14 protein-coding genes are annotated in these 20,107 nt (G+C 60.6%); 5 read left to right on the top strand and 9 right to left on the bottom strand.

Annotation, left to right across the window (positions count from 1 at the left end; all coding sequences use genetic code 11):
• Nucleotides 1-7: 7 nt before the first annotated feature.
• The 3 genes from GMO_RS08705 (at nt 8) to GMO_RS08695 (ending at nt 5,806) form a co-directional block, all read left to right on the top strand.
• The gene (locus GMO_RS08705; RefSeq protein WP_008851998.1) at nt 8-3,118 is read left to right on the top strand and encodes an efflux RND transporter permease subunit; all 3,111 of its coding nucleotides are present in this window, start codon (nt 8-10) and stop codon (nt 3,116-3,118) included.
• On the top strand, nt 3,115-4,650 hold the full coding sequence (locus GMO_RS08700) for an efflux transporter outer membrane subunit (protein ID WP_008851997.1): 1,536 nt from the start codon (nt 3,115-3,117) through the stop codon (nt 4,648-4,650). Before GMO_RS08705 ends, GMO_RS08700 begins: the two co-directional genes overlap by 4 nt.
• A gap of 109 nt (nt 4,651-4,759) precedes the next feature.
• A complete protein-coding gene (locus GMO_RS08695) occupies nt 4,760-5,806 on the top strand; it encodes an aldo/keto reductase (RefSeq protein ID WP_040508755.1) in 1,047 nt (348 codons plus the stop codon).
• 73 nt (nt 5,807-5,879) lie between these two features.
• On the opposite strand, the gene GMO_RS08690 is transcribed toward GMO_RS08695, so the two are convergent.
• From GMO_RS08690 to GMO_RS08665, 6 genes are all read right to left on the bottom strand, one after another.
• Nucleotides 5,880-7,820, bottom strand: a complete 1,941-nt coding sequence (locus tag GMO_RS08690) for a M61 family metallopeptidase (protein WP_008851994.1) — start codon at nt 7,818-7,820, stop codon at nt 5,880-5,882.
• A gap of 244 nt (nt 7,821-8,064) precedes the next feature.
• Nucleotides 8,065-8,658, bottom strand: coding sequence for a histidine phosphatase family protein (locus GMO_RS08685; RefSeq protein ID WP_008851993.1), 594 nt, complete (start codon nt 8,656-8,658; stop codon nt 8,065-8,067).
• A gap of 31 nt (nt 8,659-8,689) precedes the next feature.
• Nucleotides 8,690-9,622 (bottom strand): ribose-phosphate pyrophosphokinase, encoded by a 933-nt coding sequence (locus tag GMO_RS08680; protein WP_008851991.1) that lies wholly within the window; start codon nt 9,620-9,622, stop codon nt 8,690-8,692.
• A gap of 174 nt (nt 9,623-9,796) precedes the next feature.
• Nucleotides 9,797-10,693, bottom strand: a complete 897-nt coding sequence (locus tag GMO_RS08675; protein WP_008851990.1) for a hypothetical protein — start codon at nt 10,691-10,693, stop codon at nt 9,797-9,799.
• Nucleotides 10,694-10,759: 66 nt separating this feature from the next.
• The gene (locus GMO_RS08670) at nt 10,760-11,809 is read right to left on the bottom strand and encodes a hypothetical protein (protein WP_008851989.1); all 1,050 of its coding nucleotides are present in this window, start codon (nt 11,807-11,809) and stop codon (nt 10,760-10,762) included.
• A gap of 69 nt (nt 11,810-11,878) precedes the next feature.
• Nucleotides 11,879-12,991 carry an energy transducer TonB gene (locus tag GMO_RS08665; RefSeq protein WP_040508753.1) on the bottom strand — a complete coding sequence of 371 codons (1,113 nt, stop codon included), beginning with the start codon at nt 12,989-12,991 and terminating at the stop codon, nt 11,879-11,881.
• A 207-nt stretch (nt 12,992-13,198) separates the two neighbouring features.
• On the opposite strand from GMO_RS08665, the gene GMO_RS08660 reads away from it, so the two are divergent.
• Complete coding sequence (locus GMO_RS08660) at nt 13,199-13,852, top strand: DNA-3-methyladenine glycosylase family protein (RefSeq protein ID WP_008851987.1); 654 nt, start codon at nt 13,199-13,201, stop codon at nt 13,850-13,852.
• A gap of 9 nt (nt 13,853-13,861) precedes the next feature.
• Here the strand turns inward: GMO_RS08660 and GMO_RS08655 are convergent, their stop codons facing one another.
• The 3 genes from GMO_RS08655 to GMO_RS08645 form a co-directional block, all read right to left on the bottom strand.
• Nucleotides 13,862-16,186, bottom strand: coding sequence for a putative bifunctional diguanylate cyclase/phosphodiesterase (locus GMO_RS08655; protein WP_139064417.1), 2,325 nt, complete (start codon nt 16,184-16,186; stop codon nt 13,862-13,864).
• Nucleotides 16,187-16,431: 245 nt separating this feature from the next.
• Nucleotides 16,432-17,031 (bottom strand): hypothetical protein, encoded by a 600-nt coding sequence (locus tag GMO_RS08650; RefSeq protein WP_245528466.1) that lies wholly within the window; start codon nt 17,029-17,031, stop codon nt 16,432-16,434.
• 359 nt (nt 17,032-17,390) lie between these two features.
• On the bottom strand, nt 17,391-18,158 hold the full coding sequence (locus GMO_RS08645) for an alpha/beta fold hydrolase (protein ID WP_008851984.1): 768 nt from the start codon (nt 18,156-18,158) through the stop codon (nt 17,391-17,393).
• 174 nt (nt 18,159-18,332) lie between these two features.
• Here GMO_RS08645 and GMO_RS08640 point away from each other — a divergent pair, with 174 nt between their 5' ends.
• A complete protein-coding gene (locus GMO_RS08640; RefSeq protein ID WP_050801450.1) occupies nt 18,333-20,057 on the top strand; it encodes a chloride channel protein in 1,725 nt (574 codons plus the stop codon).
• Nucleotides 20,058-20,107: the final 50 nt, after the last annotated feature.

The following is a 20,107-nucleotide window of genomic DNA, read 5'->3' as shown; positions in this document are numbered from 1 at the left end:
TTTCCTGATGATCGAACGTTTCATCGCCTGGTGCTTCCGGCACCGGCATATCGTGTTCTTTGCCGTCGGCATCTTGGCGATCATGGGGGCTGTCTCCTGGCGTGTCCTCCCGGTCGAAGCCTATCCCGATCTCGGGGCGGTCAGCGTCTCCGTTACGACGCAGCAGGCCGGCCTCGCTGCGGAGGAAATGGAGCAGCAGGTTACAATCCCGCTCGAACGGTCACTGGCCAGCGTTCCCGGCGTGGCCGACAGCCGCTCCACAAGCACGTTCGGCCTGTCGCTCATTACCCTGATCTTCCGGGAAGGAACGGATGTTTACTGGGCACGTCAGCAGGTTGAGACGCAGCTCGCCAGCAATCCCCTGCCCAATGGCGCCCAGCCGACACTGGGGCCGATTTCCGGACCTGCTGGTGAAATCTACCGCTACACGCTGGAATCCAGTGACAAGAACCTGATGCAGATGTCCGACATCCAGAAATGGATCGTCGTGCCTGCGCTCCAGCATGTACCCGGGGTGGTCAGCGTTGACAATTTTGGCGGTTTCACGCGGGAATATCAGCTTGTTCTCGAGCCACAGAGTCTGATCCAGTATAATATTGGCCTTGAGGACGTCCTGTCCGCCATTCGTAACAACAACATCAACGCGGGCGGTGGTCGCATCACGCGTGGAGAACAGTCCTATATCGTGCGCGGCGTGGGCATGATCCGTTCGCTCGCGGATATGGGTAACATCGTCGTAACGCATCATAATGGTGTTCCGGTCTTCCTGAAGGATCTCGGCATCATCCAGTTTGGTCATCAGGTGCGCGAAGGGATCCTGGGCAAGGACACCAACCCGGACACCATCGCCGGTACGGTGACGATGCTGAGCGGGGAAAATCCCTCCGTGGTGCTCGACAACCTGCACGAGACGGTCGCCAAACTGAATCACCAGCTTGAACCCCAGCATGTTCGCGTCGTGGCCTACATGGACCGCGACAATCTCGTTCTCGCTACGACCCACAAGGTCACGGAAACGATGATCGAGGGCATCCTGCTTGTCGGTGTGATTCTGACCCTGTTCCTGGGAAGTCCACGCAGCGCCATCGTGACGGCCGTGACCATCCCGCTGGCGCTGTCGGTCGTGTTCGTGCTGATGCATGCCTTTGGAATGGCGGCAAATCTGTTTTCGCTTGGCGCCATTGATTTCGGTGTGATCGTGGATGGCGCCATCGTCATTACCGAGACCATCCTGCGCATCCGCGAGGAGCGACCGACCGAGCCGCTGAATGCCGACGAAGTGCTCACGGTTGCGCAGAGGGCAGGACACGCCATTTTCTCCGCCACGCTTGTCATCATCGTGGCCTACAGCCCGCTCTTTGCCTTCGAAGGTAGCGAGGGCAAGCTGTTCCGCCCGATGGCCTATACGGTGAGCTTCGCCCTTCTTGGAGCGCTGCTCTGCGCGCTGGCGCTGATCCCGTCGCTGAGCTTCATGGCTCTGCGCAAACCCAAGCATCTCTGGCACAATCGTCCGCTGGAATGGCTGCATGGGCGTTACGAGCATTGGCTCGGCCATTTCATCGATCGTCCCCTGATCGCCTATTGCGGCGGGGCAGGCGCGCTGGTGGCGGTGATTTTCCTTGGCGCGACGATCGGACGTGAATTCCTCCCGGATCTCGACGAAGGATCCCTCTGGCTTCAGGTCCAGCTCCCGACGGGTATTTCCTTGGAAAAGGGAGAAATCACGGCCAATGAAATCCGCCGTGCCATCCGCGAATTTCCCGAGACATCCTATGCCATCACGCAGCTTGGCCGTTCGGATGACGGGACCGATCCGTGGACGCCTTCCCATATTGAAATGCCTGTCGGACTGACGCCGTATGACCAGTGGCCATCCGGAGAAACGAAAGCACGGTTCATCCAGCGCCTGCGCGCGCGCCTGTCCAGGATTCCGGGCATTGATTTCGGGATCAGTCAGCCGATCCAGGACAATATGAGCGATCTGGTGGGCGGCGCGCACAGTCCGCTCGTCCTGCGCGTCTATGGCAATGACTTCAGGGAACTGCGCCGGATTGGACAGCAGATCGTCACCATTCTCCATCAGGTTCCAGGAACGGCTGAAGCTTCGATCTTCCAGGAGCCACGCATTCCGCAGGTGGATGTCATTACAGACCGCGTCGCTGCGGCCCGGTATGGGATCAGCGTTTCGGATATTTCCAATCTTGTGAGCAACGCCATCGGGGATGCGGCTATTACGACCGTCTATGAGGATGACCGCTATTACAATGCGACTCTTCATATCCGCCGCAAGGACGCGCAGGATCTTCAGGCGCTGGCCCAGCTGCCCCTGCTTGATGCGGAAGGTGCGCATATTCCGCTGTCGCAGGTCGCGGAAGTGGGATTGCGGATGGGGGAAAGCAACATCGCCCATGAGCAGAGTCATCGTCAGATCACCATTCGCGTCGATAACGGCCAGAGACCGCTGTCGCAGTATCTGGCCGATGCCCAGAAGCGGATCGAAGACTCTGTTCATTACGACAAGCAGAAATATACGCTCGAATGGGCCGGAACCTTCCAGCAGGAAGAACGGGCACAGAAGCGTCTGATCGTGGCGCTCGCCATCATGTTCGCCGCGATGCTCGTTCTGCTCTTTGCCGAATTTGGCAAGATCCGTCAGGCGCTCCTGATCCTCAGCGTTGTCCCGCTGGCTACGCTGGGGGGACTGATCGCGCTGCATGTCCGGGGCGAGACACTGAATATCGCCACGGCGGTCGGGTTCATCGCCCTGTTCGGCGTGGCGGTCCAGAACGGCATCATCATGGTCGCCAGCATCAACCGCCACCGGGCGGAAGGACTGAATGTCCGTGACGCCACGATCGCCGGGGCGGCGGAGCGCTTCCGTCCAGTCCTCATGACGGCCACGGTGGCCAGCGCGGGCATGTTGCCCGCTGCCATGGCGACAGGTGTGGGAACGGACGTGCAGCGCGGTCTTGCGACGGTCGTGGTTGGCGGCCTAGGCATTGCAACCTTGCTGACACTCTTCGCCCTGCCGGTCTATTTCAGCGAGCTCGAAATGTGGGTTGAGCGCCGCAACGCAAAACGTCCGCCCCGCAAGGAAGAAAGCGAGGCCCGGACATGAGCCCCGTGACGCATTTTCCTACCCGATCCCGCTGCCGGAAAGGCTTCCTCCTGCTGGCGCTTTCTGCCCTGGCGGGCTGCGCCGTTGGACCTGACTTTCATCGTCCGCCCGCTCCTGCGGGCGCGTCCTATCAGGCCACTCCCCTGACGCCGACATCCGGTCATGGCGTGGTGGGGGCACGGATTTCACAGTCTTTCCAGATGGGCGTGGATATTCCCGGCCGCTGGTGGGAAATTTTCCATAACCCGACCCTGAACGCGCTGGTCGAACAGGCTCTGGCTCACAACCAGTCCCTCAAGGCCATGCAGCAGGGGCTGAAATCCGCATGGGAGCAGCGGCGTATCGAAGGCGCGGGGCTTTATCCGACCCTGTCGGCAGAATTCAATCCGACACGGAACAAGACCGCCCGTTCCCTTTCCAACGTGCCCATGGCTGATGAATGGCTCTACAACCTGCATACGGCGCAGCTGAACGTTAGCTACGTTCCTGACCTGTGGGGTGGCCGGCGGCGGGCCATCGAGGCCGCCGGGGCGCAGGCTGAAATCCAGAAATTCCAGCTTGAAGCGACGGCGCTTACGCTGATCACGAATCTGGTCGAGGCGACAATCCAGGAAGCAGAGATCCGCGGGCAGATCGATGCGATCCGTACTTCCGTCATGAGTGAACGCGGCGTCCTGCTGACCCTTCAGGGCCAGCATAAGCTGGGAGACGCCTCGATGCAGGATGTCGCCGGGCAGCAGAGCGCCCTGGCTCAGCTTGAGGCCTCGCTCCCGTCTCTGGAGAGTCAGCTTGCCCAGACGCGGGACCAGATCGCAACTTTCATGGGTGTTCCGCCCAGCACGCCCCTGCCGGAATTCCGGCTGGAGCAGTTCATGCTCCCTGCAACCCTTCCGGTCTCCTTTCCGTCCGATCTGCTGAACCAGCGGCCGGACGTCCGCGCGGCACAGGAACAGATCCACTCCGCCGCCGCGCAGATCGGTGTTGCGATTGCCAACCGCCTGCCCAACCTTCAGCTGAGCGCGACGCCGGGGCAGATCGTCAATGACATGCAGGAGTTTTTCAAGCCGGGCTTCGGGAACTGGACCATCGGCGCGACCATCATGCAGCCCATTTTCCAGGGTGGCTCCCTGCTCCATGCGCAGCGGCAGGCGCGGGACAACCTTCTCCAGGCGAACGAGATGTACGAGGCGACGGTCCTGAGTGCCATTCAGGATGTGGCCGACAGCATCCATGCAGTGACGTTCGATGCCGACGCGCTGGAAGCGGACAGCACCAATCTTGAAGCTGCCGAAAACAACCTGCGCATCGCACAGGGACGGCTGCGGCTGGGGGATGTCAGCGAGCTGACTCTCCTTCAGGCCCAGCAGACAACCGCTCAGGCCCGGCTGGCCTATGTGCAGGCTGAAGGCGCGCGCTTTTCGGACAGTGTGGGTCTGTTCCAGTCCCTTGGCGGCGGCTGGTGGCACCGCAACGACCTCGGCATGACCCCTGCGCAGCAGAAAAACCTCGGGACATCCCTTCTGCCTTGGTAAAGCCGGAAACCTTGCGTGACCTGCGGGGCTGCCGCCTTGAACAGGGATGGGAGTACCTCCATGATGGCGCCCTTCCTTTCCCTGAACGCTTTTTCAACAGGCCATCACCATGAAGCAACGTGAACTTGGACGCACCGGAATCCCGGTGAGTGAAATCTGCCTTGGCACAATGACCTTCGGCCAGCAGAACACGGAAGCCGAAGGGCACGCCCAGCTTGATCTGGCCCTCGATCATGGCATCAACTTCATCGACACAGCCGAGCTTTACGCCATCCCGCCCCGCGCAGAGACCTATGGCGCGACCGAGACCATCATCGGAAGCTGGCTCCGCAACCGCGGCGGACGGGAACGTCTCGTCATCGCCAGCAAGGTGGTAGGCCGGACGTCTTCTCCCTGGTTCCGCCCGGACGGCGAGGAAGCTCGCCTGACCCCCCGGCAGATCCGCTATGCTCTCGAAGGGTCTCTCCGGCGTCTCGGAACGGATTACATCGATCTGTACCAGCTGCACTGGCCGGACCGTCAGATCAGCACATTTGGTGCGGATGGAACCACTTTCCGCGATCTGCCGCAGGGTTCCTCCGTCCCGATCGAGGAAACGCTTGGTGTGCTGGGAGATCTGGTCAATGAAGGCAAGATCCGGCACGTCGGTGTGTCCAATGAAACGGCATGGGGGGTCTCGAAATTTCTGGAGGTTTCGAAAACCGGTCTGCCACGCATCGCCTCCATCCAGAATGCCTATAACCTGATCAACCGGACGTTCGAGATCGGGCTGGCGGAGATGGCGCTTCAGGAAAAGGTCGGGCTTCTGGCCTATTCCCCGCTAGCCCAGGGATATCTGACGGGCAAGTACCTCAACGGCGTCCGCCCGGCCGGCGCCCGCACGACCCTGTTCAACCGGGGACAGCGTTATGAGAAGCCTGGCGTGGACGAGGCGATCACCGCCTATCATGCGCTGGCCCGGGAAGAAGGAATCGACCCTGTCCAGCTTGCCGTTGCCTTCGTGACGTCCCGCCCGTTTGTGACGTCCAACATTATTGGCGCAACCAGTGTGGCACAGCTTCAGACCATTCTGGGCTCCGTCAGCGTGGACATCACGGATGAGCTGGAACGCCGGATCAACGCCATCCATCAGGTCCATTCCAACCCCGCGCCCTGACCTCGGCGGGACATGAAAACGGCCTGTTCCGGTGAGGAAACAGGCCGTTTTTCACATCGGAGTGATGCTTCCCTTACGGGCGGGGCGTATAGATCGCGCCCAGATAATCCGGGGTTCCGTCCACGCGTGCCAGATGGGGATAACGCAGACCGTCATGATACGGGATCGAGACCGTCAGGACATGCTCTGCGGACTTCACGAGCAGACGGATCGGCTGCTTCGGGTCCTTCTGCGCGTCCTTGATGGCGTGGATCAGGCGTTCGGGTGAATAGGTCATGTCGTTGACAGCGACAATGGTTTCACCCGAGGTCAGACCAGCCTTGAAGGCCGGGCTCTGCCAGTGGACGCGCCGCATGGTGCCGGTCTTCGTGACCGTCATGCCAAGCGAGAAGGACAGATCCGTGGTGTGGCGCCGTCCTTCGCTGGCCTTGATGAAAGAGGTCGGCTCGGCGGTATAGACCAGCCGGTATCCGCCATTTGTCAGTCCATCCAGCGGGGCATGGAGGCGGATGGCGTCAAGACGGTCATGCAGGAACTTCGCCCAGTCATAGGGCTGGACGGTGTTCAGGGCGGAGACGACGGCGCTGAATTCATAAGGGTTCGTGATGAAGCTGCCATTGTTGGATGCAAAGAACGCCCGCGCGAAATCATCAAGGGACTTTCTGCCCCCGGAGAGCTTGCGGATCAGCGTATCAGCATCCAGCCAGATGAGCTGCCCTTCGACGTAATAATCCTCGGACCGCTGCCAGTCGCGCCATGAGAGCGGCGCTCGCTGGGCGATGACCGGATCGTTGGTCGTGTCTTCGAGCGGGCGCCACTGGCGGCCCGTCTGATTGTCATAGGCCGCTGCCATGTAGGCGAGCGCCTCGAAGCCCTGCTCTTTTGTCACGAGGCCGGACCGGGCCGCCAGCACGTTCCCCCAGTACTGCGTCTGGCCTTCATAGACCCAGAGCATGGACCCGCGCTGCGGTGTGTTGAAGTTCGGCGCCCAAAGATCCGCCGGCCGGCGGTACTTGCCGTTCCAGGAATGGGTGTATTCATGCGCCAGGAGATCACGCTCGGGAAATGTCTTGTCCCATTCCGTGAAATAGCCCGGATCGGCGGCGTTTTCGCTGGACTGATGATGCTCCAGTCCGATCATGCCGAGTTCTTCCGTCAGGGCGAGCAGGAAATCATAGTGATCGTAGTGGTGCGAGCCGAACAGGGTCGTGGCCTGTTTCACAAGATTCCGGTGCGCCTCGATCTGTGCAGGCGTGGCATTCAGGGAATCTGCGTCATCAGCGACGACATCCAGAGAAACCGGGACATGATCCGGACCGGTCAGATCGAATTTGCGGAAATAACGGCCCGCATAGATCGGGGAGTCGACCAGCGTGTTGTAGGTCGTGGCATTGAACTGTGTGCTGTCTCCATATGTCGCCGCCCGAAGCGCCGAACCGATCTGCCAGCCATGAGGAACACGCACGCTGGGCAGAACCCGGATGTCACGGGTGTAATAGCCTGCCGGATACAGGGAAACCTGATCCCATTGCACGTTGACGATGGAGGGCGTCATGACGACGCGGCCTTCATCAGGGGTTACGGGCGACAGAAGCTGGAAGTGGACGTCCAGGACCGGCGTGGCGGCGGAGACTGGAATGTGGAAGGCTGCGACCTCCACGGGATCACGTTTCCAGGCAACCGTTTTGCCGCCAGCGGACACATTCAGGCTGCCCAGCTGTGAAATCACACCCGTAGGGGAATGATCGCCCGGAATCCACATGGGATAGAGGAGGATCATCTCTCCCTTCTGCATGGCATCCTGCGGAACCGGCACCGTTTCATGAATGGACATGATGTGATGAGCCGTATCGGTCGCATCGACCGATACGTTCAGGCTGCCGGGAAAAGGCCGGTCCTGCGGGGGCGCGATCTGCGGTGGTAAAGGTACGAATTCGGGCTGCGGCTGTGCAAGGGCCGGGGAAACCAGACTTGTGAATGCTGTCAGTGCGATCAGAAGACGCAGACGTGTCATTGGGTATGTTCCATTAAAGGATCAAAATCTTTTTTGGCGTAAAGGTCTTGTCCCTGTGCGACAAGGGCGGTTTCCATCCATGACCGTTCTGTCATCTGCAGTCAGATTGCTGTGCGATCCGGAAATCAGGAATGCAGGAAAAATTTCAGGAGTCTGTGGGCGAGGCAGTCTGTGTGTTTGTTGATATGAAGGCTGCTGCTGCCCGCCCGTATTTCTGATCTGTTTGATCGTTGTGCAGAGCGTCTCAGAGATCCTGCACATCAATGTGCCACCGGTCTTTTTCAGGCACCAGATGCATCGGTATGGCATTGGCCAGACGGACATTTACCGGCAGACCCATTGCGGCACGTAATCCGCGGAAGAGGGCGCCGTGGGCAACTACCAGCGGTGTTCCGGGTTTCTGCAGTTCGTGGTTAATGGTGTTGATGGCGCGTGTCGTGAGCTCGGTGAAGCTTTCTGCGCCTTCGGGGGTGTAACCTTCTTCGATCCAGGGATCGTACCAGTCTCCCATGGGTTCGCCTTCTTTTACGCCAAAGCAGACCTCCTCGAGGTCTCCGTCTACGCTCAGGGGAAGCGTGATCTCGGCCTGCTCGCGGATGGCGTTGCGGGTATATTCCGCTGTGACGAGTGCGCGTGTCAGGGGGGAAGCGACAATCCGGTCGAACGGTTTCTGGCCTTTCTGGAAGAGGGACGCCAGTGCGGCGCCCGCCCGCTGGGCCTGCATGAGGCCGGTCTCGTTCAGGGGAATATCGGTACGGCCCTGCGACAGGCCGCGCCGGTTCCAGTCGGTTTCACCGTGGCGGAGGTACCAGTAGGATTTGGCAATGAGCTTCGGCATGGTGAAATCCTGTGTCAGGCCGGCGGAAAGCTCAGTCGAACAGGGAGGAGACCGAGCTTTCGTCAGCGACCGCACTCATGGCGCGCGCCAGCAGGTTGGCCGTTGTGATCTGGCGGATGTTCGGTGTTTCGAGCAGTGCCTCCGTTGCCGGGATGCTGTCCGTCAGGGTGAGCATGTTCAACGGACTGTCTTTCACGCGCTGGCAGGCATTGCCAGTCAGAACGCCGTGAGTCACGTAGGCTTCAACACCTTCCGCACCGCGGCTCATGAGGGCATTGGCCGCGTTGCAGAGGGAGCCGCCACTGTCCACGATGTCGTCCACCAGCACGCAGTAACGGCCCGCCACATCGCCAATGACGTTCATGACTTCCGATACACCCGCGCGTTCGCGGCGTTTGTCGATGATGGCCAGATCCGTGTTCAGCCGCTGGGCGAGCTGCCGCGCCCGGACCACACCGCCCACATCGGGGGAAACGATCATCACGTCCCGGTCCGGCAGGCGTGTCTTGAGATCCCGCACGAAGAGCGGCGCGGCATAGAGATTGTCGGTTGGGATGTCAAAAAAACCCTGGATCTGCATGGCATGCAGATCCATCGTCAGAATGCGGTTGGCTCCGGCTTCCGTCAGCAGATTGGCCACCAGCTTGGCGCTGATGGGGGTACGGGGACCGGATTTGCGATCCTGACGGGCATAGCCGAAATATGGCATGACAGCCGTCACGCGACGGGCGGACCCGCGGCGTAGCGCATCCAGCATCACCAGCAATTCCATGAGGTGATCGTTCGTCGGCATGCAGGTGCTCTGGATCACGAAGACGTCTTCACCCCGGACGTTTTCCTGGATCTCGACGAAGACCTCCCCGTCTGCAAAGCGCTTCACGATGGTCTTGCACAAGGGCATGCGCAGTTCATGGGCGACCGCGCGGGCCAGCGGCAGGTTACTGTTGCAAGCGACGATCTTCATGAAAACGGCCTCGTTCGGTATCCGGCAGGAGAAGATGGGGCCTTCTAACAGCGTGATCCTGCGCTGTCATCTGCTGGAGGTCATTCTTCTGGCGGTCTGATGTGCATGTCTGGCCTGTCCGCAGGGTCTGTCATACCGGGGAGATAACAGGCTCCCCGATGTTCGATCGGATATTCAGAACGCGTAGGCCAGTCCAAGATGCAGGGTGGCACCGTTCACGAAGGAGCTGCTGCTGGTGGACGCCGTCACGGAATTCGGAACAGCAGAATTGGAGACGAGGACAAGGCCGGTACCATCGTGACCGTGATGGTCGGAAATATACGTATAGTTTCCACCGGCCGTCATGTGCAGATGATGTGTCAGGCGATAGTCCATGCTCAGACCGCCTTCCCACATCGGACGGGAATAATGTTCCGTCCTGTAATAGCCGGGGTCATGTTCCAGAAGCTGAGCCCAGCCGAAACGTCCTCGCAGGACGAGGCGAGGTGTCAGGGCATAATCCGCCTTCAGTCCGGCGCCGACAAAGAAAGCGCTCCCGTATCCTCCGAAACTGTCGCCACCCGTGGAAAGATAGCCGCCCTGGGCAAAGGGTGTGACGAGAAACGAATCCGACACCAGTAGAAATCCCTTGCCGATTTCGCCATGCGTCATCGTGGACTTGGAGGCATCGTTACCACCGAAGCGACCCGAACTGTTCCATCCGTCAGAGGCGCTGCGATAGGCGTATTTGGCGTTGCGCTGGCCGTCCTGAAGGACAAACTGGCCGGATGCGTACAGATTCCGGATGCCAAAAGCGTCGAACATGACGGATGCTTCCGCCTGGAACCCGGGTGTCCAGCCCACACGCTGGAAACGCTCATGGCTGTAGGAGGATGATTTCCAGTTTGTCCCTGACGATGTCACTATGTTGGTCGCGGCATTTACGGCGTTTTCAAACCCGCCTGTAATGGACAGACCCACTTCCCGGTTGACGGTCACGACCGGGGCCGGATCTGCGAAGGCAGGCTGGATTCCTCCGAACGAGCCTGCAAAGGCGGCACAAAACGGAAGAAGGCGGGCAGAAAAACGCATCAAGGGCTCCGGAAGGATTGTTTCCGAAGCCTTGTAGGAAACCGGTTTCCGGAAAGATACGTTTCGTTACTTTGCGGGCGGGGCGGAAGCTACATTCGTTCCGGACTGTGCCGTTGGAGTAACAGTCTGCGTGGGGCTTCCGCTGGCGGAATGATCCGGACTGTTCAGGACATCCGGGCTACTTTGTGTCGCTGCAGGAGGTGCTTTCGTATCCTTGCCGGGTGGGGGAAGCGGCTTGTGTTCCCGTCCCGAGTAATTGGTGATGATGGTCCGAACCCCGTCTGCCGCCTCTTCGGCCGCCATGGCCGCCGTATCGCCCCATGCTCCATCCAGGGAGTGCGCCGGGATGTCGTGTAACTGTGTAGCGGCGCCCGCTTCCTTCCCGTCAGGTGTCAGGACGTGCCAGACGATCTCGATATGCTGCACCGTCATGCCAACCTTGCCCGGAGGTGCGGATGTCAGTTTGACTGTCCCGCGGACGGTATAATCCGCCCCTTTTGCAGTGGTCTGGATGGAATTGATCTTGTCAGGCAGGGAGGAATAGAAGGCCCGGGAAAGTGAGGTATTGCCATCTCCGGGCGCCCCGGTCACGCCGGCAAAATAGACTTTTGCCGCCCTGTGCATCAGGCTGTGGGGGTCCTGCCGCATGGTGTCGGCCTGGATACCGGTCAGCAGGTTGGCCAGTTCCGGTGCTTCCTGCGTGGCGGCGCCCTTGAGCGCTGTCACGTCTCCCGCGCTCCATCCCGCCATGTCGATTGCTGCTCCGTCCGCTTCGGCGCGGGCTTTGCCCTGTGGCGTCATGATGACGTAATGCGGGACAACCGCGCCCGCCTTGACCGTTGCGCTGAGCTGAAGCCACCAGTCACCGGGTTTTTTCGGCTGGGCGATGGCCGGGACGGATTGCCCAACCATGGCTTCGGCCACGTCATGGGCCCAGAGCTTCGCGGCGTCATCCGAAAGCAGGGAGGCAGTTGGCGTGGGAACGGCAAGGCGCGCCGGCGGCAGATTCGCCACGGCCAGATGACGTGCCTGGGGTCCGGGATCGGCGAAAGGGTGCGGCATGGAAAAACAGCCGCCCAGACAGAGTGGCAGAAGGATGGGCAGAAAACGGCGCATCAGGGCTCCAGACCTATGGAACGATGGTGCGAACTCTATGGGATCACGCCACCAATGTCGAAAGGACGCTCAACGGTGGAGAAGAATGTAGTTGATCGTCACATCAATATCGAAATGATCGCCTTTCATGTCCGGCGGCACGGGCGGCAGATGCGCGCCCTGGAACATGCCGGTCGTGGCGGCATCCAGCGAGTAGGAGCCGGATTGGCCCGTCAGACGCACGGCTTTCACGTGCCCGGAGCGGTCGAGGACGACGTGTACGGAAGATGGACCGTCCTCGCCAGCACGGGCGGCTTCCTCAGGGTAATACATGTGTCGCCGGATCCACTGGTCGATCTCGCTGCCGTAATCCTCGCTGACACCGCGGACACTGTTGCGGGTCTGGTATGGCGCGTTGATGGCGCCGTTCATGCTGAGCGGCCCGAGGGACATGTCGATCGGGCCACCTGAGCCCGCCGGGCGTCCCCGACGGCGACGATAGGGCGACGGCGCCTCGCCGAAAGACAGGTCCATCGGATGGGCGAATGGATTGTTGTTATCCGACCGCACGGAACGATGGGCACGGTGGCTGTGCGGCGTTGTCTGCTGATGGCGCTGGCTGGGGGCCGTGCCGGGTGTGACAGGTGCCGGGGTCGGTGCGGTTTTCGGCAGTTCGGCGGAGGGCTCCTGCGGGACGGGCGGGGCCGCCGGCGTTTCGGGCGTCGGGACGGCAGGCGTGGGGGCAGACTGTTCCTGCTCCGGCTGCTGCTGTTCGTTCTGGGTTTCTTCCGTGCTCTGGGAGGAGGGCGGCGGCGGCGCGCCACCTTCTTCCCGGGCGCGCGGTCCCTGCATGCTGCTTTTTGAGGGGGGCTGGTCAAAGACCATCTCCACCTGCGGCTCCTGCCCTGTCGGGGAGCCGTGCATGTGATGATGCTGGGTCAGCAGGACGGCCAGGACGGCCAGATGAATCCCCGCCGAAATCAGGAAAGGAACAGTCGGTCCCGGATCGACGATGGTCTGTGGACGCATCATCGGCGTCAGCACCGGCCGGACGGGCAGGGCGGGCGGAACGTAATCCCTCAGCCGGGTACGTGTTCCGGCCGGTGCGTGCTGTGGGGCAGCCTGTTTCGTGCGACGCGAAGGCGCAAATAGTCGGGGCTCGCGTCTCTGCGGCTTGCCGGAAGAGGGCACTTTGTCGCTCATGGACGGCGCGGGGAGACAGGAAGTGAAAGGAGGCGGCGCGTCATCGCCAGTCCTTTTGCACCAGGGCGGTCGGGGTTGTCATCCGGCGGGCTGGTATCCGGGGCTGGGGGTGGGCGTTTCTTCGCGTATCATGGCAGTAATGGGCTATTCACGAAAGATGAAAACCGCAATGTTTCCCGATGCCGGCAGAAGAGAACGGAGTGCCCGATGGTGAGCAGGGAGGCTGCCGCCTGTCTTTGTGCTGATCCCGATGTTGCCGCTGCCATTGCGCGGATTGGCCCGTGTGGTCTGCGTGGCGATGACGGGCAGGAGCCTTATGATGCTCTGTTGCGGGCCATCGCGGGGCAGCAGCTTCATGGCGCCGCGGCTCGGAAGATCTTCGGCCGTGTCCGGGCGCTGGGTCCCTCGGGCCTGCAGGATGGTCCTCCACCCGCGCCCGAAACGCTGCTGGCCCTGCCGGAGGAGACACTTCGGGCCTGTGGCCTCTCGGCCAGCAAACAGACTGCCATGCGCGGTGTGGCCCGGGCGCGTCTGGACGGCCTTGTACCCAGCCGGGATGAAGCCGCGCTGCTGTCGGATGCGGATCTGATTGCACGTCTGACCACCCTGCGCGGGATCGGGCGATGGACGGTGGAAATGCTGCTGATCTTCACGCTAAACCGGCCCGATGTCATGCCGGTGGATGATTTCGGGGCGCGTGAAGGATGGCGGCGGATCAAGGGGCGAGTGGATGCGCCGAAACCACGGCTTCTGAAAGCCGAAACGGAGTGTTTCGCGCCATGGCGCTCCACGCTGGCCTGGTATTGCTGGCGTGTTTCCGAAGAAGGGAAGAAGAGTGGTCCCAATCCGCTGACAGGCTGACCGGTCCGGTCAGGTCTGGCTCAGGAGTGAATGGTCCACCTTCAGGAAATGGCTGGTGGCTTCCGGTGTCAGGGGACGTGAGAGCAGGTATCCCTGAATTTCCGTGCAGCCGAGGCGCCGCAGATAAGCCAGCTGCTCCCTGTTTTCCACCCCTTCTGCCGTGACGGCTACACCGAGATCAATGGCCAGTTCGATGACGGCGCGCACGATGGATGCGGCCCGGGGCTCGCGCAGCATGTCCCGGACGAACAGGCTGTCCAGCTTGATTTTGGAGAAGGGAAAGAAGCGCAGATAGCCTAGGGAGGAAAAGCCCTTTCCGAAATCATCCAGCGCAATGGAAATGCCCGCCGTCTGGAGCTTGTGCAGCAGACTGAACGTGGCGGCATCCGGCTCCATGAAGATGCTTTCCGTCATTTCAATCTGAAGACGGGTGGGGGACAGTCCGGTCTCCCTGAGAATGCGGAACGTGTCTTCAAGGAACGCCGGCGCTTCCAGCTGACCGACCGAGACATTGACGGATAGGACAAGATCCCCGCCCCAGCCGTGCGCTTCCCGGCATGCCCGCTCCATGACATACACTCCCAGCCGGTGGATCAGTCCGGCCTCTTCCGCAAGCTGGATGATCCGCTCGGCCGGAACGCGGCCATATTCCGGATGTGTCCAGCGGATCAGCGCTTCGAACCCGCAGAGCTTCTGGCTCTGGGCATTGAAGAAAGGCTGATAGACAATATCCAGCTGGCCTTTCTCAAGGGCCGTGGGCAGGGCGCGGATCAGGTCGCGGTTGCGCCGGGCGACGGTCAGAAGCTCTGGATTGTAGAAACGGAATGTATGGCCCCCGAGGCTCTTGGCTTCGTAAAGAGCCAGGTCACTGGCTTCCAGAAGGCTGCTGACCCGCTCCACGCCACCGCAGGACACGACAATCCCCACGCTCAGCCCGATCGGGCAGACCATGCCTTCCGAAAGCCGGATCGGGGCCTGTGTGAGAAGGTTGACCAGATGATCGGCCGTTCTGGCGGCTTCCGTCATGGAAGCGCCACGCTCAAGAAGAATGAATTCATCGCCTCCGAAGCGATAGAGCCGCTGCTGTGCTTCCAGCGTATGGCTCAGCGTAATGGCTACTTTCTTCAGCATCTGGTCGCCACAATGGTGGCCGAAGCGGTCATTGATCTGCTTGAACCCGTCAAGATCGAGATTCAGCAGGGCAAAAGGCTCGCTCTTTTCCTCGGCCTCGATCAGATAGCGTTCCATGTCCTCCAGAAAAGCTGCCCGGTTGGGTAGGCTGGTCAGGAGATCGTGGCGCGCCCTGAACGAGGCGCTTTCCTGAGCTTCATGGGTGCGGGTTACATCCGTCCCGACGCCCTTGTAGCCAATAAAAATCCGGTTTCTGAAAATGGGTCGTCCGCTCAGGGACCAGAAGCGCTGCTCACCATGCAGGTCACCCCGGATCACGACATCGCGAAAGAAGATGCGGTGATCGAGGCACTGCCTCAAGCGGTCAAGTCCGGCCTCATCGATGGACAGGCCGTGGGAAGAAGACCGCTCGGACAGAATATCGGTCAGGCGGCTCTGCTCAAGCTGTTCCCTGCTCTGCCCAAGCGCGGAGGCGAGGGTGGCTGAAACATGCTGAAGACGGCCATCCATGGTGGTTTCCCACAGCCAGTCACCGGCTTCATCGTCGGCATTGCGCAGCAGCAGGCTGACAATGCTGTTCCGTTGCTCAAGGGACTGGCGGTTCAGAAGGAAGGCCGTGAACAGCAGCCGGACGGTCAGGCACAGGGTCAGGACAAAAAACAGATAGATCGCGAGTTCCAGCCCGACATAGACATAGAACAGGTCATGATTCTGGTTCCATGATATCCAGAGCGCCACGAAACAGGACCCGATCAGCATGGTGGCGATGAATTCGCCAACGCCAATCAGTGGCAGGAGGGTGATCGTCGTAGACGTCAGTCCGACGAGAAGGCCCGCCACCACAACCCTGTCATTCGCATCACCCTGCGGGAAAACGATGATGGGCAGGCTGCTCCAGCACAGTCCGAAACAGATGTTCAGGGTTTTGAGGAGACAGGCATACGGACGGACGATGCGTTTCTGCGCGGGGATACTGTAGAAAAGAAGGTTGTAGACCGCCAGAAGGAACAGGACCGTGCCGCCTAGCAGGGGACCATAGAAGGGATAATTGCCCTTGAGGCAGAGCAGGGCGATCGGTGCCGCGCTTCCCTGTGCCACGATATGGAAAAGATTGAGCCACCGCAGCGCCTGTGCGCGGGATGCCTGAATGGTCTCCCGGGCGTCCGGCGGGAAATCCTGATTGGACACCGCCTGGCGGATCATCCGGACCCTGTGAAGAAGTTTCTGCCATCGCGTCAGAGGCATCGTGTCACGAACCCTTCTTCAGAAGGATCTGTTCTGCTGATGCGGATGAAGGGACGGATGAAGTGATCATGAACCCTTGTCTCATACAGGATCAGGGTTCAACGATGACAGGATTTTCTGAACCAGTTCTTGCCGGAGAATAAAAAGTTTACCGGTCGGGGCCGCTCCCGAATGGTTTTGCATTCAGGAGCGGTGGCGTCCCCTCAGTGGGCGACTTCGGGTGTCATGGCGTAGATGTCCTGACTGGCTTTCTCGAAAAGCCGGATGCACTCATGCATGTTGGCGGTCAGAGCTGCGCGCGTGATGTCCGGATCGGTCGAGGGGAAATAGGCGCGGGCCAGATCCTCGTCGATTTCCAGATGGGACGGGCCGTCATGCTCATGCTCGTCATGCGCCAGACCCCAGGTCCATTTCTTTTTGGCGAAAAGACTGGTGAATTCCGGCGCATGGCACAGATAGGCCGCCAGTTCTTCTGCAATGTATTCCACGGCTGCCAGCCAAGAGAAGAACAGGACCGGGTCTTCGCTGTCCGCATTGGCAATCAGGGTCTGGACGCTGGGGAGAACGGGGTAGTGGTCTTTATAGAGGTCCACACCGAATTCGCGCGCACCATCGGCCCACAGAACGGCGTGTGATCCTTCCTCTTCCTTCATTTCGCGAACGGCTTCCCGTGCTTCCGAGAAGAACGCTTTGACGCGGCTCTGGCCGAAACGCTGGACGAGCGGCTTGATCGGCAGGTGACCGACGCGCACGTCAATAGCGCGTTCAAATGCCTGAATAAAAGGCCACCATCCGATCATCATGGAACGAATAGTCTCCTTGTCTCCATGCGCAGCGCCACGGGCCAATGCTGAAGAATAGATTTTTTCGCGTGTAAAGACGCGCATCTCGGATCTGTTTACCAGTGGTTCCGAAAAAAGTAGGGCGTACATTCGCGTAATCCTGAGGCTGGTTTGTGTTTTTGCCGCATGGCAATTCCTTTTTATTCGTTAAATTCTTGGAAACATAAGCTTTTTACTTTAATTATAATTGAGTTTTATTATATTAACGAAATATTAATATGTTTGTTTTTATTATGTTTTTGTATCGTAATTATTATGGGGTAAGAAGACAGTTCTTTCCAGTTCGGAAGCGCCGGACCGGTTTGCGTGAAAATGAAATCTCAGGGTTTTTCTTCGAGAAACGCCATCATTTCGGAAAGAAAAAGTTTTGGCTGTTCGGCATGGAGCCAGTGACCGGCGCCCGGAAGGGCATGGATGCGGGCCTGCGGGAAAAGGCGCCGAATCGTCTCATGATGCTCCGGTCGCACATAGGGAGAATCGCCGCCGCGCAGGAACAGTGCCGGACCTTCATAGGGGGCAAACCGAAGGTCGGGCCATCCTTCGATCATGCGGATGCCCTGTGAGAGCGGTTCCAGTCCGATGGACCAGCCAGGCACTCCGTCCATCCGGACATTCTGAAGCAGAAGCTCCGCCACGGCCCGGTTCTTCGTCACCGGCTCCAGCAGGTCAAGTCCACCCCGACGGTTCAGGGATGGTGGAAAAACAACGCTTTCAAGCTGTGCAATCATGTCTGCATGTCCATGCTGCATCGCAGCGGGGGCCATGTCCGCCACGAGAAGCTTCGTCACCCGATCAGGTGCACGGAGCGCCAGCATCATCGCGACCTTGCCGCCCATGGAATGGCCCACGACCGCGAATTTTTTTATCCCCAGTCCGTCAAGCGTCTCCAGAACATCCTGTGTCATGGCGGGATAGCTGACCGGACCGTGCGGGCTGGCCCCATGGTTGCGCAGGTCGATCGCCACGGTATGGAACCGGGTTGCCGCTTCACGCTGAAGGAACCCCAGATTACGGGCCCGTCCGAACAGTCCATGCAGGAAGATGACGGTTTGCGCGCCATGTCCGCGCTCGATGACGTTCAGTTTCATGCGTGATCCTTCCGTGACGGTAGTTGATCGGAAGCGGTCTTCCCGCCAAACAGGACTATACCTGCGTGCCCGGGAGATGACTTGTCCACCCGTCCTGACCGCTTCGATGCTCCCGTCCGGTTCCTGAATCGTCTGTTCCATGACCGGAGACAGGCGCCCGGCAGCCTGCGCGCCATGGTCCGGAGTGATGAGATCTGGCTGACGGTCCTGGCGGCGCTGGTCGGTGTGCTGTCCGGACTGTGTGTGGTGGCGGTCACCTGGCTGACCCTTGATCTGCATCTTCTCCTGTTCGGGCAGGCAACCACACGCGATGGCCGCCTTTCGGGCCTGTCCACCCTTCCGCCTGTCCGGACCATGCTGGTCCTGACACTGGGGGGCGTGGCTGTCGGATTGTTCGGGATACTGGCGGCCAGACTGTCTCCGCGCCGCCCGGTTGATCCGATCGAGGCAAACGCCCTGCATGGCGGGCGCATGTCCGTTGCGGACAGTGTGGTGCTGGTCACACAGAATATCCTGTCCAATGGCGTGGGCGCCTCCATCGGGCTGGAGGCCGGTTTCACGCAGATCGCTTCTGCTTTCGGTTCGCAGATCGGACGGTCTTTCCGGGTCCGGCGGGAAGACCTGCGGGTTCTGGTAGGCGCTGCGGCGGGTGCAGCCATCGGCGCGGCTTTTGATGCGCCGGTTGCGGGCGCGTTCTATGCCTTCGAACTGGTGATCGGATCCTACTCGCTGTGCAGCCTTTCTCCTGTCGCCGTGGCGGCGCTGGCAGGGGTGGGAACCACGCGCTTTCTGGGATGCGCACCGATACCGCTCGTGATTCCGAATCCAGGTCTGCTGTCCTGGGAAGGAACGGCAGGCGCCATGATTATCGGAATCCTGACGGCGCTGACCGCCATCGGCCTCATGTATGCCGTCACCCAGACAGAAGGTCTTTTCCGTCGGCTGCCGGGGCCGGCATGGCTCCGGCCCGCTGTCGGGGGGCTGCTGGTTGGTGGGCTGGCCATGATCCATCCCTCCGCCCTTTCCGCCGGGCATGACGCCATGCGGGCCGTTTTCGCGGGCAAAATCCTGCCCCGCGTTGCCTTCGGGCTGTTGCTGCTCAAGGCACTGGCCTCCACTGTTTCCATCGGGGCAGGGTTTCGCGGAGGACTTTTTTTCGCCTCGCTCTATCTCGGGACGCTGGCGGGGATCCTGTATGGCGCAATGCTGGAGCCAATGGGCCTTGCGCCGGATTCCAGCACGGCCTGTGCCCTGATCGGCATGACCGCCATGGCCGTCGCCATCATCGGCAGTCCCATGACCATGATCTGTCTGCTGCTGGAACTGACGGGCAGCGTTTCCATGAGTGGCGCAACACTGGCGGCGGCGGTTCTGTCGCTCCTGACGGTCCGTCGTCTCTTCGGATACAGCTTCGCGACATGGCGTTTCCATCTGCGCGGGGAATCCATCCGGTCGGCTGTCGATATCGGGTGGATGCGCTCCCTCAATGTCCGCCGCATGATGCGCGAACAGGTCCGGACGTTACCGTTCGACACGCCGGTCAACCGGGCGCAGCGTCTTTTTCCACTCGGCTCGGCGCAGCGTCTGGTCCTGCTGGACCGTGACGGGCGTTATGCCGGCATGGTTCAACTCGCGGATCTTCATGCCGCTCCCGCCACGGCAACGCCGGTCACGGCGCTTGCCCATTTCCAGAATGCGATGCTGACCCCGCTCATGAGCATCCGCGAGGCGATCGAACTGTTCGCAAAGGCCGAAGCTGATGCTTTGGTGGTGGTGGAAGACCGTGAATCCCGGCAGGTGGTCGGCACGCTGACGGAACAGCATGCCCTCCGGCGCTATGCCGAGGAACTGGAACGGAGCCGTCGGACCCTGGCGGGTGAGGAGAGCTTCCCGACATGACATTCCCCGCCTGGCGCGGTAACGTCCCTTTCCTGACCTTTCCGTTTCAG

The organism is Gluconobacter morbifer G707 (assembly GCF_000234355.1).
Classification (GTDB): domain Bacteria; phylum Pseudomonadota; class Alphaproteobacteria; order Acetobacterales; family Acetobacteraceae; genus Gluconobacter; species Gluconobacter morbifer.
The sequence above is the reverse complement of the archived record's forward strand: the minus strand, read 5'-3'. Positions and strand labels throughout refer to the sequence as shown.